This window comes from Pseudomonas entomophila (assembly GCF_018417595.1).
GTDB classification, from domain to species: Bacteria; Pseudomonadota; Gammaproteobacteria; order Pseudomonadales; family Pseudomonadaceae; genus Aquipseudomonas; species Aquipseudomonas entomophila_C.
In genome coordinates this window covers 5,448,416-5,461,855 of the sequence record NZ_CP070982.1, presented here as the reverse complement: position 1 = coordinate 5,461,855, position 13,440 = coordinate 5,448,416, and the positions used below count along the sequence as shown (strand labels likewise).

Sequence of the window (13,440 nt, the reverse complement as noted above, 5' to 3'; positions counted from 1 at the left end):
GGTTCAGGGGACTCATCGGCCGGGACTGCGTAGGACTGGACCTGAGATTTGGGTAGGAAAATTCCTAGCGGTAAATAAGAAAAATCGTGAAGAGCGCGCTGGGTTCTGTAGGAGCGGCTTTAGCCGCGATGCAGGCACCGCGGTGTGCGGCACCCGCTTTGCGGATGATCGCGGCTCAAGCCGCTCCTACAGGGGGCTGGCCATTACAGCCTGAACCGCCCCACCAGCCCTTGCAGGTGAGTGCCCAGCCGCGCCAGCTCGACGCTGGAACTGGCGGTCTCTTCGCTGGCGGCCGAAGTCTGGTCGGAGATGTCGCGCACGTTCATCACGCTGCGGTTGATCTCTTCAGCGACCGCGCTCTGCTGCTCGGCGGCGGTGGCGATCTGCTGGTTCATCGACTGGATCGAAGACACGGTGCGGGTGATGGTGTCCAGCGAACTGCCGGCGCGACGGGTCAGTTCGACACTGCTGTCGGTCAGCTCGCGGCTGCTGTCCATCACGCTGGCCACACGCTGGGTGCCGCTCTGCAGGCCGGCGATCAGTTCCTCGATTTCCTCGGTGGACTGCTGGGTGCGCTGGGCCAGGCTGCGCACTTCGTCGGCGACCACGGCAAAGCCACGCCCGGCCTCACCGGCGCGGGCGGCCTCGATGGCCGCGTTGAGCGCCAGCAGGTTGGTCTGCTGGGCCACCGACTTGATCACATCGAGCACGCTGCCGATCTTGTCGCTCTCGCTCTTGAGCTGGTTCATCGCCTCGCTGGAGTTCTGCACCTCGCTGGCCAGGCGCTCGATCTGGGCGATGGCCTCGCCGACCACCTTGTCGCCCTCGCGAGCCTGCTGGTCGGCCATCAGCGCCGCTTCCGAGGCCTGCTCGGCGTTGCGTGCCACTTCCTGCACGGTGGCGGCCATCTCGTTCATGGCGGTGGCCACCTGGTCGGTCTCGACCTTCTGGTTGTTGACCCCGCTGCTGGTCTGCTCGGTCACCGCCGACAATTCCTCGGCGGCACTGGCGATCTGGGTGACGCCGTCACCGATACCGCCGATCAGCTCACGCAGGCCCTGGGTCATGCGCTGCATGCTGGCCTGCAACTGGCCCAGCTCGTCGCGGCGGGTGACCAGCGTGTCCTGGCGCAGGTCGCCGCTGGCCACGCGCTCGGCGGCGGCCAGGGTCTGGCGCAGCGGCACGATGATCTGCCGGGTGATGGCGAATGCGGCGACGACGCCCAGCAGCAGGGCAAGGGCGGTGGCACCGGCGAGCATGGACTTGGCCTGCTGGGTGCCCTGGTCGCGGACTTGGGTCTGGGAGACGGTCATGTCCTGGCTGGTGCTCAACAGCACCTGGCCCTGCGCAGACATGCGCTGCATCGCTTGTTCGCTGGCAGCCTGGGCGGTGCCGAACTGGTTCACCGCGTCACGGTAGGCGGCCAGGGCAGTGGCGGCGTCGTCGAGGCTGGCGGCGAACTCGGCGGGGAGTTTGGCCGGCAGCGTCTTGAGCACGGCCAGGGCCTGGTCGATGGCATTCAGCGCGGTCTGCTGGAATTCGGCCTTGCCGCTGTAGGTGTAGCCGCGCACCTGGAAGCGTGCCTGCTGCAACAGGGCGCTGACTTGCACCACCTGCTGGTACTGGCTGATATCGCCGCCCTGCAGCAGGCGCTGCTGGACCTTGCCGATCAGCTCGGCGGCCTTGTCGGCACTGTCGCCGAGCATGCCGCGGCTGGCTTCGCGGCGCTGGCCGGCCTGCTTGAGCTCGGCGAAGGCTTGCTGGTACTGGCGGATGGCCTCCTGCTGCTGGTCCAGGCGCTGGCGGTCGGCGGGCAGCTCGATCTGCCCAAGCATGAACTGCACCTGGCGCTCGAGGTTGGCCAGGGCCTTCTCCATCGCGCCGACAGCGGCGTCATCACGGTTGCGTTCGTAGTCCTGGCGGGCGAGGCGCAGGTCCTGGGTGTACTGGTGGATCACCGAGATGTTGCCGAGCTTGTCGCCACGGCTGGTCACGCTGTCGATGCCCATCCACCCGGTGAAGGTGATGCCCAGGGTGAGCAGCAGCACCAGGCCGAAACCAACCCCCAACTTGCGATTGACGCTTACATTCCCCAGTGACTGGGCAAACCAACGGTACATAGACGACTCCCCGGCGCGTGGCAGTGCGGATTATTGTTCTCTTGCACAGGCCATCGGCGAGGAGCGGCGAAACTTGATGGTAAAAACTTGACTATTGCGTCAGAAAATTCGCGAAAGCAGGGCGGTGACCGCCGTTTCCACACGCAGGATGCGATCGCCCAGTTGCACGGGGGCCAGGCCAGCCCTGCCCAGCAACTCGACTTCGTAGGGGATCCAGCCGCCTTCCGGGCCGATCGCCAGGGTGACCGGGCCTTCCACTGCGCGCGGGCAGGCCGGGTAGGGGCCGGGGTGACCGACCAGGCCCAGGGTGCCTTCGGCGATGGCGGGCAGGCGGTCCTCGACGAAGGGCTTGAAGCGCTTCTCGATGATCACTTCCGGCAGCACGGTGTCGCGGGCCTGCTCCAAGCCGAGAATGAGGTTCTCGCGGATGGTCTCGGGTTGCAGGAACGGCGTCTGCCAGAAACTTTTCTCGACCTTGTAGCTGTTGACCAGGATCAGCCGTGGCACGCCCAGGGTGGCGACCGTCTGGAACAGCCGGCGCAGCATCTTCGGGCGGGGTACGGCCAGCACCAGGGTCAGTGGCAGCTTGGCCGGCGGCGCTTGGTCGAAGGCCACCCGCAGTTCTGCCTCATGGCCTTCGAGGCGAATCACCTCGGCCTTGCCCATCAGGCCGCCGATGCGGCCGACGCGCAGGCTGTCGCCCACCGCCACGCGGTGGATCTCCTGCATGTGGGTGAAGCGGCGGTCGGCCAGGATGACGCGGTCGGCCGACACGAAGTCGGCCTCTTCGAGGAGCAACAGGTTCACGGTTGGGTCGCAGGCGGCTGGTCGTTGTGGTCGTTGGGGGCTTCATCGTGTGCGTGGCTGCGCTTGCGGATCAGGCTGCCGCACAGCACGCCGACCTCGAACAACATCCACATGGGCACGGCGAGCAGGGTCTGGGAGAAGATGTCCGGCGGCGTGAGGATCATGCCGACCACGAAGCAGCCGATGATCACGTACGGGCGGATCTTCTTCAGGTACTGCACGTCGACCACGCCGATCCACACCAGCAGCACCACCGCCACCGGGATCTCGAAGGCGACGCCGAAGGCGAAGAACAGGGTCATGACGAAGTCGAGGTAGCTGGCGATGTCCGTCATCATCGACACGCCTTCGGGGGTGGCGGCGGCGAAGAAGCTGAACATCAGCGGGAACACCAGGAAGTAGGCGAAGGCCATGCCGGCGTAGAACAGCAGGATGCTCGACACCAGCAGCGGGATGGCGATGCGTTTTTCGTGGCGGTACAGGCCCGGGGCGATGAAGCCCCAGATCTGCTGCAGGATGAACGGGATCGCCAGGAACATCGAGACGATCATGGTCAGCTTGAACGGCGTCAGGAACGGCGAGGCCACGTCGGTGGCGATCATCGTCGCGTTGGCCGGCAAGTGGGCGCGCAGCGGCGCCGAGACCAGGGTGTAGATCTGCTGGGCGAAGGAGAACAGCCCGGCGAAGATCAGGAAGATGGCGGCGACGCAGCGCAGCAGGCGGGTGCGCAGTTCGGTCAGGTGCGAGACCAGCGGCATCGGCTGGTCATGTTCCGGATTTTCGCTCATGGGGCTCGTGGCGGTTGTGGCGGCTCGGAGGGTGGCGCTGCGGCGGGCTGCGCGGTGGCGGCCTCGGTGGCAGGCGTGACGGGCGTTTCAGGGGTGGCCGGCGGTTGTGTGGGCGGCACCAGAGGGTTGAGGATGCGCTTGGCTTCCTGTTCCATCTGCAGGATGTGCTCGTTGTGCAGTTGACGACGGATGTCGTCGGCGCCGATCTCGCGCTCCACTTCCATCTTGATGGCGTTGAAGCTGCGTTTGAGACGGCCGATCCACAATCCCGCAGTGCGCGCGGCGCCCGGCAGGCGCTCGGGGCCGAGCACCAGCAGGGCGACCAGGCCGACGAGCAGCAGCTCGCTGAAACTGATGCCGAACATGGGTCAGTCTTTCCGCTGCGGCTCTTGGACCGGCTGGGCCTGGCCTTCGATGGTGTGGCCCTGGGCCTGCTGCGTGGTGTTCTGCACTGGTGGGACCGGTTGCGCCGGTGGCGGGGTCTGCTCGGCGGGTTTGTTCTCTTCTTCGTTCATGGCCTTGCGGAAGCCCTTGATCGACTCGCCCAGGTCGCTGCCGAAGTTCTTCAGTTTCTTGGTGCCGAACACCAGTACCACGACGACCAGCAGAACAATCCAGTGTTTCCAGTCAAAAATGCCCATTTCGTACTCCTGAGAAATATGTGTCGGTCTATCGGGCCCTGGGGGCTGCTGTGCAGCCCATCGCGGCACAAGGCCCTACAGGAATTTCAGGCGCCGCGGCCCCTGTGGGAGCGGCCTTGCGCCCCCCGCAATCATTCAGGCAGAAGGCTGGCGCGCAGCCTTCTCGTCATGCCCGGAAAGCCCGAAACGGCGCTCCAGCTCGTCGAGCACCGCTTGTGGGTGCTGGCCCAGCGCGCTGAGCATGACCAGGCTATGAAACCACAGGTCTGCGGTCTCATAGATGACATCGCTGTAATCCTTGCTGACGGCGGCATCCTTGGCGGCGATGATGGTCTCGATGGACTCTTCGCCGAGCTTCTCGAGGATCTTGTTCAGGCCCTTGTGATACAGGCTGGCCACATAGCTGCTGTCCGGCGCCGCCTGCTTGCGCTCTTCCAGTACCTCGGCGAGGCGGTTCAGTGTGTCGCTCATGTCAGTGTCCTGCGCTGTAGATGGCGTGCGGGTCTTTCAGGACCGGGTCGACGGTTTTCCACTGGCCGTCTTCATAGACGCGGTAGAAGCAGCTTTCGCGGCCGGTATGGCAGGCGATATGCCCCAGTTGCTCGACCATCAGGATGATCACGTCGGCGTCGCAGTCCAGGCGCATCTCGTGCAGTTTCTGCACATGGCCCGACTCTTCGCCCTTGCGCCACAGCTTGCCCCGCGAGCGCGACCAGTAGATGGCGCGATGCTCGGCGGCGGTCAGGGCGAGGGATTCACGGTTCATCCAGGCCATCATCAGCACGCGCCCGGTCTTGTGGTCCTGGGCGATCGCCGGCACCAGGCCATCGCTGTTCCACTTGATCTCGTCCAGCCAGTCTTTCATCGTCGACTCCAAACCGGGCCCGCTCCTGTACCGGGCCTCTTGCGCTAGTGTGCCAGCCAGCCGCGCGGCTGGCTATCGGCGCACGATCAGGTACAGGCCTGCGGCCAGCATCAACCATGCCGGCCAGGCGCCCGGGGCGCTGAGGCTGACGGCACCGGCCGCCAGCGTCGCGCCGCCGCCGAGCAGGCCGGCACCGAGCAGGCGTAGCGCCCAGTTGTCGCCTTGGCGGCGCCGTTCGGGCAGTTGCGCATCATTGAGGTGCGGTTGTGACAGGCGTTCGAGCAGGTCGCGGGTCATGTCCGCCAGGTGCGGCAGTTGCTCGGCCTGGTTGTACAGGTTGCCGATCACCGCCTTCGGGCTCATGCGCCCGCGCATCCAGCGCTCGAGGAACGGCTTGGCGGTGCTCCACAGGTCCAGGTCCGGGTACAGCTGGCGGCCCAGGCCTTCGATGTTGAGCAGGGTCTTCTGCAGCAGCACCAACTGCGGCTGGACTTCCATGTTGAAGCGCCGGGCGGTCTGGAACAGGCGCATCAGCACCTGGCCGAAAGAGATATCCTTGAGCGGTTTCTCGAAGATCGGCTCGCACACGGTGCGGATCGCCGCCTCGAACTCGTTGACCTTGGTCTGCGCCGGCACCCAGCCCGAATCGATGTGCAACTGCGCCACGCGGCGATAGTCGCGCTTGAAGAAGGCGATCAGGTTACGGGCAAGATAGTCCTGGTCTTCGGCCGTCAGGCTGCCGACGATGCCACAGTCGATGGCGATGTACTGCGGGCTCCAGGGCTTGACCGTGCTGACGAAGATGTTGCCCGGGTGCATGTCGGCGTGGAAGAAGCTGTCGCGGAACACCTGGGTGAAGAACACTTCGACGCCGCGCTCGGCGAGCATCTTCATGTCGGTGCGCTGGTCGGCCAGGGTGGCCATGTCGGTGACCGGCACGCCGTAGATGCGCTCCATCACCAGCACTTTCGGACGGCACAGGTCCCAGTAGACCTGGGGCACGTACATCAGCTCGGACCCCTCGAAGTTGCGTCGCAGCTGGCTGGCGTTGGCCGCCTCGCGCAGCAGGTCGAGTTCGTCGTAGATGGTCTTTTCGTAGTCACCGACGATCTCCACCGGGTGCAGGCGGCGGGCATCGGCCGAGGCCCGCTCGGCGGCCTTGGCGATCAGGAACAGCCAGGCCAGGTCCTGGGCGATGACCGGCTTGAGGCCCGGGCGCACCACCTTGACCACCACTTCCTCGCCACTCTTGAGGCGGGCTGCATGCACCTGGGCCACCGAGGCCGAGGCCAGCGGCTCGACATCGAAGCGGCTGAACACTTCGCCCACCGTTGAGCCGAGCTGCTCTTCGATCAGCGCCACGGCGTGCTGCGGGTCGAATGGCGGCACCCGGTCCTGCAGCAGCATCAGTTCGTCGGCGATATCGGTGGGCAGCAGGTCGCGGCGGGTAGAGAGCAACTGGCCGAACTTGATGAAGATCGGCCCGAGGTCCTGCAACGCCAGACGCAGGCGCGCGCCACGGCTCAGTTCCAGCGGCTTGCGCGGCAGCCAGCGCCAGGGCATCAGCAGGCGCAGGCTGGCCAGCCACCAGGGCAGCAGGGGTTGTTCGAACAGCAGGTCATCGAGGCGGTAGCGGATCACGACGCGCTGGATGCGCAACAGACGGCGGACGGCGAGCAGCTTCATGCGTTATCGCTGGTATCAAGAGTGTGGGCGAGGCGGCGCAGGCGCGCCTCGAGGCGTTCGATGTCGACTTTCAGCGCGTCGAGTTCGCTGAAGGCCGCTTCGGCTTCGCGTTTGCCGACCAGGGTGCGGGACTCTTCGGCCAGGTACTCGGAGAGGTTCTGGCCGAAGCGGGCCAGGCCCTGCCTGGTCCAGCGCGCGCGCAGGCGCAGGTGGCCGGCGATCAATGCCGTCGGTACCGGGCCGAGCCAGCGTTGCAGCTCGTATTCCCAGTCCAGGTCGAGGTCCTGCAGGATGCCGAACAGGTCGAGCATTACCGCACTGTCGCCATGCAGCGCGACCTGCGGGCTATGCAGCACGGCAGTCTTGTCCTTGGCCAGCGCAAGCTGCGCCAGGCGCCCGGCGGGGGCGCGCAAGGTGCAGTCGACCTCGCCCTGCCAGTGGGCGGCGAGCATCAGGCCCTGTTCATCGGGCAGCACGAACAGCTTGAGGGCCGGCTGCACGCAGTCGATCTCGACCACCTTGCCCTCGAGCATGGCCAGCCGCGGCAGCGCGGTGCTGTCCAGGCGCAGGACGCGGTTGAGCCCGTGCTCGACGCTGGCGAGCAGGCCGGCCAGCAGCATCAGGGCTTGATTCCCCGGTGCACGGCGACGATGCCGCTGGTCATGTTGTGGTAGGTGACGCGGTCGAAACCGGCCTCGACCATCATCGCTTTGAGCGTTTCCTGGTCGGGGTGCATGCGGATCGACTCGGCGAGATAACGGTAGCTTTCCGAGTCGTTGGTGATCAGCTTGCCGGCCAGTGGCATGAAGGCGAACGAGTAGGCGTCGTAGGCCTTGGACATCAGCTTGTTGGTGGGTTTGGAGAATTCCAGCACCAGCAGGCGGCCGCCTGGCTTGAGCACGCGCAGCATGGAGCGGATGGCTTCATCCTTGTGCGTCACGTTGCGCAGGCCGAAGGCGATGGTCACGCAGTCGAAGTGGTTGTCCGGGAACGGCAGCTTCTCGGCGTCGGCCTGGACGAACTCGATGTTGCCGGCCACGCCACGGTCGAGCAGGCGGTCGCGGCCGACCTTGAGCATCGATTCGTTGATGTCGGCCAGCACTACCTGGCCGGTCGGGCCGACCAGGCGCGAGAACTTGGCGGCCAGGTCACCGGTGCCGCCGGCGATGTCCAGCACCCGGTTGCCGCTGCGCACGCCGGACAGCTCGATGGTGAAGCGCTTCCACAGGCGGTGCATGCCGCCGGAGAGCACGTCGTTCATCAGGTCGTACTTGGCGGCCACCGAGTGGAACACTTCGGCGACTTTCTTCGCCTTCTGGCTCTCGGGCACGTCCTGGTAGCCGAAGTGTGTGGTGGGTTCGGCGTGGTCGCCTTTGCGCGGGTCGGTCATTTCGCTTCACCAGAAAAAAATTACGGCCATTCTAGGGGGATCGGGCGCATTTGTCTTGACGGGGTGTGCCGTCGGGCGGGCGGGGGCATAATGGCGCCATTGTCTTCATATCCAGGAACACCCGCATGACTCAGATCAGCGTCGAACGCAAACACTCCCTCGGCCGCGAAGCCGTCCGCGCCAAGGCGCAGGCGCTGGTGGACCGGCTGGCCCGTGAATACGACCTCAAGGCCAGCTGGAACGGCGACCGCGTCGATGTGTCGCGTAGCGGCGCCAATGGCAGCGTGCAGATCTTCGACGACAGCATCCGTGTCGAGCTCAAGCTGGGCATGATGCTGTCGATGATGAGCGGCACCATCAAGGGCGAGATCGAGCGGGCGCTGGACAAGGCCCTGGCCTGAGAGTGCATCGCGGATAAATCCGCTCCTACAGGTTGCGGCAAACGTAGGAGCGGATTCATCCGCGATGCGCCGCGCGGGCGGCGCTCGATCTCCTGGGCGCTGCAGCGCTAACGTCGAACACCTCGCAAGCGCCACACCTTAGGGTGAGGATTCTAATTTCTCCCCCTACCTTATGCTCAAGCCCGCAATCCATGGGCAGTTTCTCCCTCCCATCATGAGCATGAGGTGAAGAGCATGGCCAAAGTGAGTCTCAAGCACAAAGACGACGACCAGGGCACCCTGGGCGAAGTGCGCGGCTACGCGCGCAAGATCTGGCTGGCGGGCCTGGGCGCCTACGCCCGCGTCGGCCAGGAAAGCACCGACTACTTCAAGGAGCTGGTCAAGGCCGGTGAAGGCGTCGAGAAGCGCGGCAAGAAGCGCATCGACAAGGAGCTCGATGCCGCCAACGGCCAGCTCGACGAAGCCACCCGCGAAGTGACCCGCGTGCGCGGCAAAGTCGAGGTCCAACTGGACAAAATCGAGAAGGCCTTCGACGCCCGCGTCGGTCGCGCCTTGAATCGCCTCGGCATTCCGTCTAAACATGACGTTGAGGCGTTGTCCATCAAGCTTGAACAGCTGCATGAGCTGCTCGAGCGCGTCGCGCACAAACCATAAGGAGAGCAGGATGGCTGGCAAGAAGAACACCGAGAAAGAAGGTAGCTCCTGGGTCGGCGGAATCGAGAAGTACTCCCGCAAGATCTGGCTGGCTGGCCTGGGTATCTACTCGAAGATCGACCAGGACGGTCCGAAGCTGTTCGACACGCTGGTGAAGGATGGCGAGAAAGCTGAAAAGCAGGCGAAGAAGAGCGTCGATTCGGCCGCTGGCAGCGCCAAGTCGGCGACCACTTCGCGGGTGTCCGACGTCAAGGAACGTGCCCTGGGCAAGTGGAGCGAGCTCGAAGAAGCCTTCGACAAGCGTCTGAACAGCGCCATCTCGCGCCTGGGCGTGCCCAGCCGCAATGAGATCAAGGCCCTGCACCAGCAGGTCGACACGCTGACCAAGCAGATCGAGAAACTGACTGGCGCTTCGGTCACGCCGATCTCCAAGGCGGGCGCGAGCAAGACTGCGGCCAAACCGCTGGCCAAGGCCGCCGCCAAGCCGGCAGCCAAGACCGCTGCGGCGAAGCCAGCCGCCAAGCCTGCGGCTAAAACCGCAGCGGCCAAGCCAGCGGCAAAACCGGCCGCCAAGCCGGCTGCGGCCAAGAAACCGGCAGTGAAGAAAGCCGCTGCGGCCAAGCCTGCGGGCGTTGCGCCAGCAGCAACCGCCGCCCCGGCACCCAGCGCGGCGCCGGCCAGCGCCACCCCGTCGGCACCGGTGAACGCGGCCGCCCAGGCCTGACACCGCGTCGTCAACTTCGCGGGCAACTCCCGCTCCCACAGGCGTATCTCAAACCCTGTGGGAGCGGGCTTGGCCGCGAATGCTGTCAACGCCGATCTACAGAATTCAGCCTTCCAGATAGCGCATCGCCAACTGTTCCGCCGCCCTGCGCGCCGGCGCCTGCAGGTGTGGCGCCACCAGCATCATCACCTGGTACACCACCACCCCCACATCGCCCTCGCGGCCGATCACCCGCTGGTAGTCCAGCGAGCAGATCAGGGTCAGGGTGATCTGTTCCACCAGTTGCCCCAATGCCTGGGTCTCGCTGGTCACCTGGCCCTGGGCCTTGAGGCTGGCCAGCAGTGCGGCCAGGGTGCGCTTGAGGGCGTTGATCAGGCTGCGCATGCCCCGCGCCAGCTTGGGCAGGCGGCCGGTGAGGTTGGACAGGTCCTGGAGCAGGAACCGGTACTGGGCCATGCGTTCGACGATCAGGTGCAGGAACAGCCAGTAGTCCTCGGCCTCCAGCTGTACGTCCAGCGGTGGGTCGAGCAAGGTCATCAGCTCTTCCTCGAAGCGCTCGAACAAGCCGATCACCAGCGGCTCCTTGCCGTGGAAGTGGTAGTACAGGTTGCCCGGGCTGATGCCCAGTTCGTTGGCGATCTCCAGGGTCGAGACATTCGGCTCGCCCTGGCGGTTGAACAACTGCAGGGCGCATTCGAGGATACGGTCGCGGGTCTTCATCCGTTCAGCGGGCCATCACATAGTTGCCTGGCGCAGGGCCCAGCGGTGGATAGGTGGCGTTGCCCAGTTCCGTGCGCTGTGGCTTGAGCGTGCCCGAGCGCTGGGTGATCCATTCCTGCCACAGTGGCCACCAGCTGCCGTCGCGACGCTGGGCATCGTGGAACCAGGCCCGTGGGTCGCTGGACAGCTTGGGGTTCTCGAGGTAGTAGGACTTGGGGTTGCCGGGCGGGTTGATGATGCTCTGGATATGCCCACTGTTGGCCAGCAGGAAACGCCGGTCGCCACCGAGCAGCAGGGCCGAGCGGTACACCGCGTCCCAGGGGGTGATGTGGTCGTTGCTGCCGGCCACGGTGAAACTGTCGAGGTCGACCTGCTTGAGGTCGATGGGGGTGCCGCACACCTCGAGCCCCTCGGGGAAGGTCAGTGGGTTGAGCTTGAAGAAGTCCAGCAACTCGCCGTGATAGGCGGCGGGCAGGCGGGTGCTGTCGGCGTTCCAGTAGAGAATGTCGAACGCCGGTGGCTTCTTGCCCATCAGGTAGTTGTTGACCCAGTAATTCCAGATCAGGTCGTTGGGGCGCATCCAGGCGAAGATCCGCGCCACCTCGCCGCCGTCGAGCACGCCGCGCTGGTAGGAGCGACGCTTGGACGCCTCGATGGTCTGCTCGTCGGCGAACAGGCTGGCGGGGCTGTCGAACTGGCTGTCGAGCATGCTCACCAGGTAGGTGGCGCTACGCACCTTGCGCAGTTGTTTCTTGGCCTGCAAGTGGCCCTGCAGGGCGGCCATGGTCAGCCCCCCGGCGCAGGCGCCCATGAGGTTGAGGTCGCGGCTGCCACTGATGCTGCGGCAGGCGTTCAGCGCTTCCTCCAGTGCCTGCACGTAGCTCGACAGGCCCCATTCGCGGTGGCGCGGGTCGGGGTTGCGCCAGCTGACCATGAACACCTGCAGGCCGTTCTTGAGCATGTACTGGACGAAGCTGTTGGTCGGGCTCAGGTCGAAGATGTAGTACTTGTTGATTTGAGGGGGTACCACCAGCAAGGGGCGGGCGTACTGTTGTTCGCTCATGGGCTTGTACTGGATCAGCTCCAGCAGCTCGTTGCGAAACACCACCGCGCCCGGGGTGGCGGCGAGGTTGCCACCGACCTCGAAGGCGCGTTCGTCGACCTGGCGCGGGAGGCCGTCGTTGTGGCGCAGGTCGTCCAGCAGGTAGCTGGCGCCACGCAGCAGGCTCTGGCCGCCGGTGTTGAACAGCTCCTTGACCGCCAGCGGGTTGAGCAGTGAATTGCTCGGGGCCACGGCGTCGCTGACCAGGGTGAACAGGAATTGCGCACGGGCACGATCGTCGTCACTCAGGGTGCTTTCCTCGATCCAGCGGCGGGTCTGCTTCTGCCAGGCGAGGTAGGCCTGCAGCCCTCGGCGGTAGAGCGGGTTTTCGCTCCAGGTCGGGTCGCTGAAACGGTTGTCGCGGGCATGGGGCTGGAACGGCGTGTCGCCAAGTATTACCCGACCCAGGGTGCCGCCCAGTTCCAGCAGGTGGCGGGCGGTGTACAACGGGTGGCGCAGGCCGTGGCGGCCGACATGGCGCAGGGTCGACAGCAGGTCGCGACCGCGCAGGCCGTTGATTGCGTTCTGCAGGTTCATGCTGGTGGCGGGGACCGGTGTCGTCCCTGATGCCGGTTTGTCTTTCATGCCAACACTCCATCGTCAGGCCAGCAAGCGCTGGAACACAGCAAGGCCGGGCCGGCGCGTATTCCATGCGCCGGCCCGGCGTCAGCCGCCGGAGGCGGGCCGGGGGTGCATGACCGCGCGCTGGCGCTCTTGCTGGAGGAATTTCATGATGATCGGGGCGACGGCCTCGGCCCGGGTGATCAGGAACAGATGGCCATCGTCGATTATGTGTAGCTGCGCATTGGGAATTCGCCAGGCCAGCAGGCGCATGTTGATCAGCGGGATCAACGGGTCATCGTCGCCGGCCAGCACCAGGGTGGGCTGGTGGATCTTGTGCAGCCAGTGGATGCTGGTCCAGCCGAGCCCGGCGAACAGCTGCCAGTAGTAGCCCAGCTTGCCGCCGGAGCGCACCTTCGAGGCGTGGTGCAGGGCCAGGTCGGGGTCGCGGCGAAAACCACCGCCATAGATGGTCGGGGCGATGCGGATCACGTGGGATGGCTGGATGTAGCGCCGCGGGCTGGCCATCATCCACAGCACCTTGGGCTTGCCCGGCACCATCACCGCGCCGGCGGCGGTGGCGGCGAGCACCAGCTTCTTGCAGCGCTCCGGGTAGTCGTGGGCGAACTGCTGGGCCAGGGCGCCGCCCCAGGACACGCCGATCGCGTTGACCTGGCCGTAGTCCAGGTAGTCGAGCATGCGCGCCGTCAGCTTGGCCAGCCCGGGGAAGCGGTAAGGGTGGCGGGGCGTCGACGAGCCGCCGACGCCGGGCACGTCGAAGGCGATCACCTCCAGGTCCGGATCCAGGGCCTCGATGAACGGGAACACCAGCTCGAGGTTGGCACCGATGCCGTTGAAGATCAGCAAGGGTGTCAGGTGCGGCTTGCCCGGACGGACCGCGGTGCGGATGGACTGATCATCCAGCTCGACGGTCCTGAAGATGTAGGGTGGCGGCATACGCGTGACTCTGTGGTGGACGTA

16 protein-coding genes and 1 pseudogene are annotated in these 13,440 nt (G+C 65.6%); 3 read left to right on the top strand and 14 right to left on the bottom strand.

The window, feature by feature from the left end; genetic code table 11:
* Positions 1 to 203: 203 nt before the first annotated feature.
* From JYG34_RS26765 to ubiE, 11 genes and pseudogenes are all read right to left on the bottom strand, one after another.
* Positions 204 to 917: a methyl-accepting chemotaxis protein gene (locus JYG34_RS26765; RefSeq protein ID WP_430624231.1), complete on the bottom strand. Its 714-nt coding sequence runs from the start codon at positions 915 to 917 to the stop codon at positions 204 to 206.
* Positions 918 to 1,058: 141 nt separating this feature from the next.
* Positions 1,059 to 2,009, bottom strand: a pseudogene (locus JYG34_RS26760) (methyl-accepting chemotaxis protein); the annotation flags it as partial.
* A gap of 210 nt (positions 2,010 to 2,219) precedes the next feature.
* Positions 2,220 to 2,927, bottom strand: coding sequence for a 16S rRNA (uracil(1498)-N(3))-methyltransferase (locus tag JYG34_RS23960; RefSeq protein ID WP_213658639.1), 708 nt, complete (start codon positions 2,925 to 2,927; stop codon positions 2,220 to 2,222).
* Positions 2,924 to 3,715, bottom strand: a complete 792-nt coding sequence (gene tatC, locus JYG34_RS23955; RefSeq protein WP_213658638.1) for a twin-arginine translocase subunit TatC — start codon at positions 3,713 to 3,715, stop codon at positions 2,924 to 2,926. Before tatC ends, JYG34_RS23960 begins: the two co-directional genes overlap by 4 nt.
* Positions 3,712 to 4,080 (bottom strand): Sec-independent protein translocase protein TatB, encoded by a 369-nt coding sequence (gene tatB / locus JYG34_RS23950; RefSeq protein WP_213658637.1) that lies wholly within the window; start codon positions 4,078 to 4,080, stop codon positions 3,712 to 3,714. The genes tatC and tatB overlap by 4 nt, the downstream gene beginning before the upstream one ends.
* 3 nt (positions 4,081 to 4,083) lie before the next feature.
* Positions 4,084 to 4,356, bottom strand: coding sequence for a twin-arginine translocase TatA/TatE family subunit (locus JYG34_RS23945; RefSeq protein ID WP_213658636.1), 273 nt, complete (start codon positions 4,354 to 4,356; stop codon positions 4,084 to 4,086).
* A gap of 135 nt (positions 4,357 to 4,491) precedes the next feature.
* Positions 4,492 to 4,827: a phosphoribosyl-ATP diphosphatase gene (locus JYG34_RS23940; RefSeq protein ID WP_213658635.1), complete on the bottom strand. Its 336-nt coding sequence runs from the start codon at positions 4,825 to 4,827 to the stop codon at positions 4,492 to 4,494.
* Between the two features lies 1 nt (position 4,828).
* Positions 4,829 to 5,221 carry a phosphoribosyl-AMP cyclohydrolase gene (gene hisI, locus JYG34_RS23935; RefSeq protein ID WP_213658634.1) on the bottom strand — a complete coding sequence of 131 codons (393 nt, stop codon included), beginning with the start codon at positions 5,219 to 5,221 and terminating at the stop codon, positions 4,829 to 4,831.
* 72 nt (positions 5,222 to 5,293) lie between these two features.
* On the bottom strand, positions 5,294 to 6,907 hold the full coding sequence (gene ubiB / locus JYG34_RS23930; protein WP_213658633.1) for a ubiquinone biosynthesis regulatory protein kinase UbiB: 1,614 nt from the start codon (positions 6,905 to 6,907) through the stop codon (positions 5,294 to 5,296).
* Entirely contained in the window at positions 6,904 to 7,527 is a 624-nt protein-coding gene (locus JYG34_RS23925; RefSeq protein ID WP_213658632.1) for a ubiquinone biosynthesis accessory factor UbiJ, read from the bottom strand. Before JYG34_RS23925 ends, ubiB begins: the two co-directional genes overlap by 4 nt.
* Positions 7,527 to 8,297: a bifunctional demethylmenaquinone methyltransferase/2-methoxy-6-polyprenyl-1,4-benzoquinol methylase UbiE gene (ubiE, locus tag JYG34_RS23920; protein WP_011536066.1), complete on the bottom strand. Its 771-nt coding sequence runs from the start codon at positions 8,295 to 8,297 to the stop codon at positions 7,527 to 7,529. Before ubiE ends, JYG34_RS23925 begins: the two co-directional genes overlap by 1 nt.
* Positions 8,298 to 8,422: 125 nt before the next feature.
* Between ubiE and JYG34_RS23915 the strand changes: the two genes are divergently transcribed.
* The 3 genes from JYG34_RS23915 to JYG34_RS23905 all read left to right on the top strand — a co-directional run bounded on the left by JYG34_RS23915 (position 8,423) and on the right by JYG34_RS23905 (position 10,076).
* Positions 8,423 to 8,698, top strand: a complete 276-nt coding sequence (locus tag JYG34_RS23915; protein ID WP_213658631.1) for a polyhydroxyalkanoic acid system family protein — start codon at positions 8,423 to 8,425, stop codon at positions 8,696 to 8,698.
* Positions 8,699 to 8,932: 234 nt separating this feature from the next.
* Positions 8,933 to 9,352, top strand: a complete 420-nt coding sequence (locus JYG34_RS23910; protein WP_011536064.1) for a phasin family protein — start codon at positions 8,933 to 8,935, stop codon at positions 9,350 to 9,352.
* Positions 9,353 to 9,362: 10 nt separating this feature from the next.
* Positions 9,363 to 10,076, top strand: a complete 714-nt coding sequence (locus tag JYG34_RS23905; protein ID WP_213658630.1) for a phasin family protein — start codon at positions 9,363 to 9,365, stop codon at positions 10,074 to 10,076.
* A gap of 105 nt (positions 10,077 to 10,181) precedes the next feature.
* Here JYG34_RS23905 and JYG34_RS23900 read toward each other — a convergent pair whose 3' ends face one another.
* From JYG34_RS23900 to phaZ, 3 genes are all read right to left on the bottom strand, one after another.
* A complete protein-coding gene (locus JYG34_RS23900) occupies positions 10,182 to 10,796 on the bottom strand; it encodes a TetR/AcrR family transcriptional regulator (protein WP_011536062.1) in 615 nt (204 codons plus the stop codon).
* Between the two features lie 4 nt (positions 10,797 to 10,800).
* On the bottom strand, positions 10,801 to 12,483 hold the full coding sequence (gene phaC, locus JYG34_RS23895) for a class II poly(R)-hydroxyalkanoic acid synthase (RefSeq protein ID WP_213658629.1): 1,683 nt from the start codon (positions 12,481 to 12,483) through the stop codon (positions 10,801 to 10,803).
* An 81-nt stretch (positions 12,484 to 12,564) separates the two neighbouring features.
* Complete coding sequence (phaZ, locus tag JYG34_RS23890) at positions 12,565 to 13,416, bottom strand: poly(3-hydroxyalkanoate) depolymerase (protein WP_011536060.1); 852 nt, start codon at positions 13,414 to 13,416, stop codon at positions 12,565 to 12,567.
* Positions 13,417 to 13,440 lie beyond the last annotated feature (24 nt).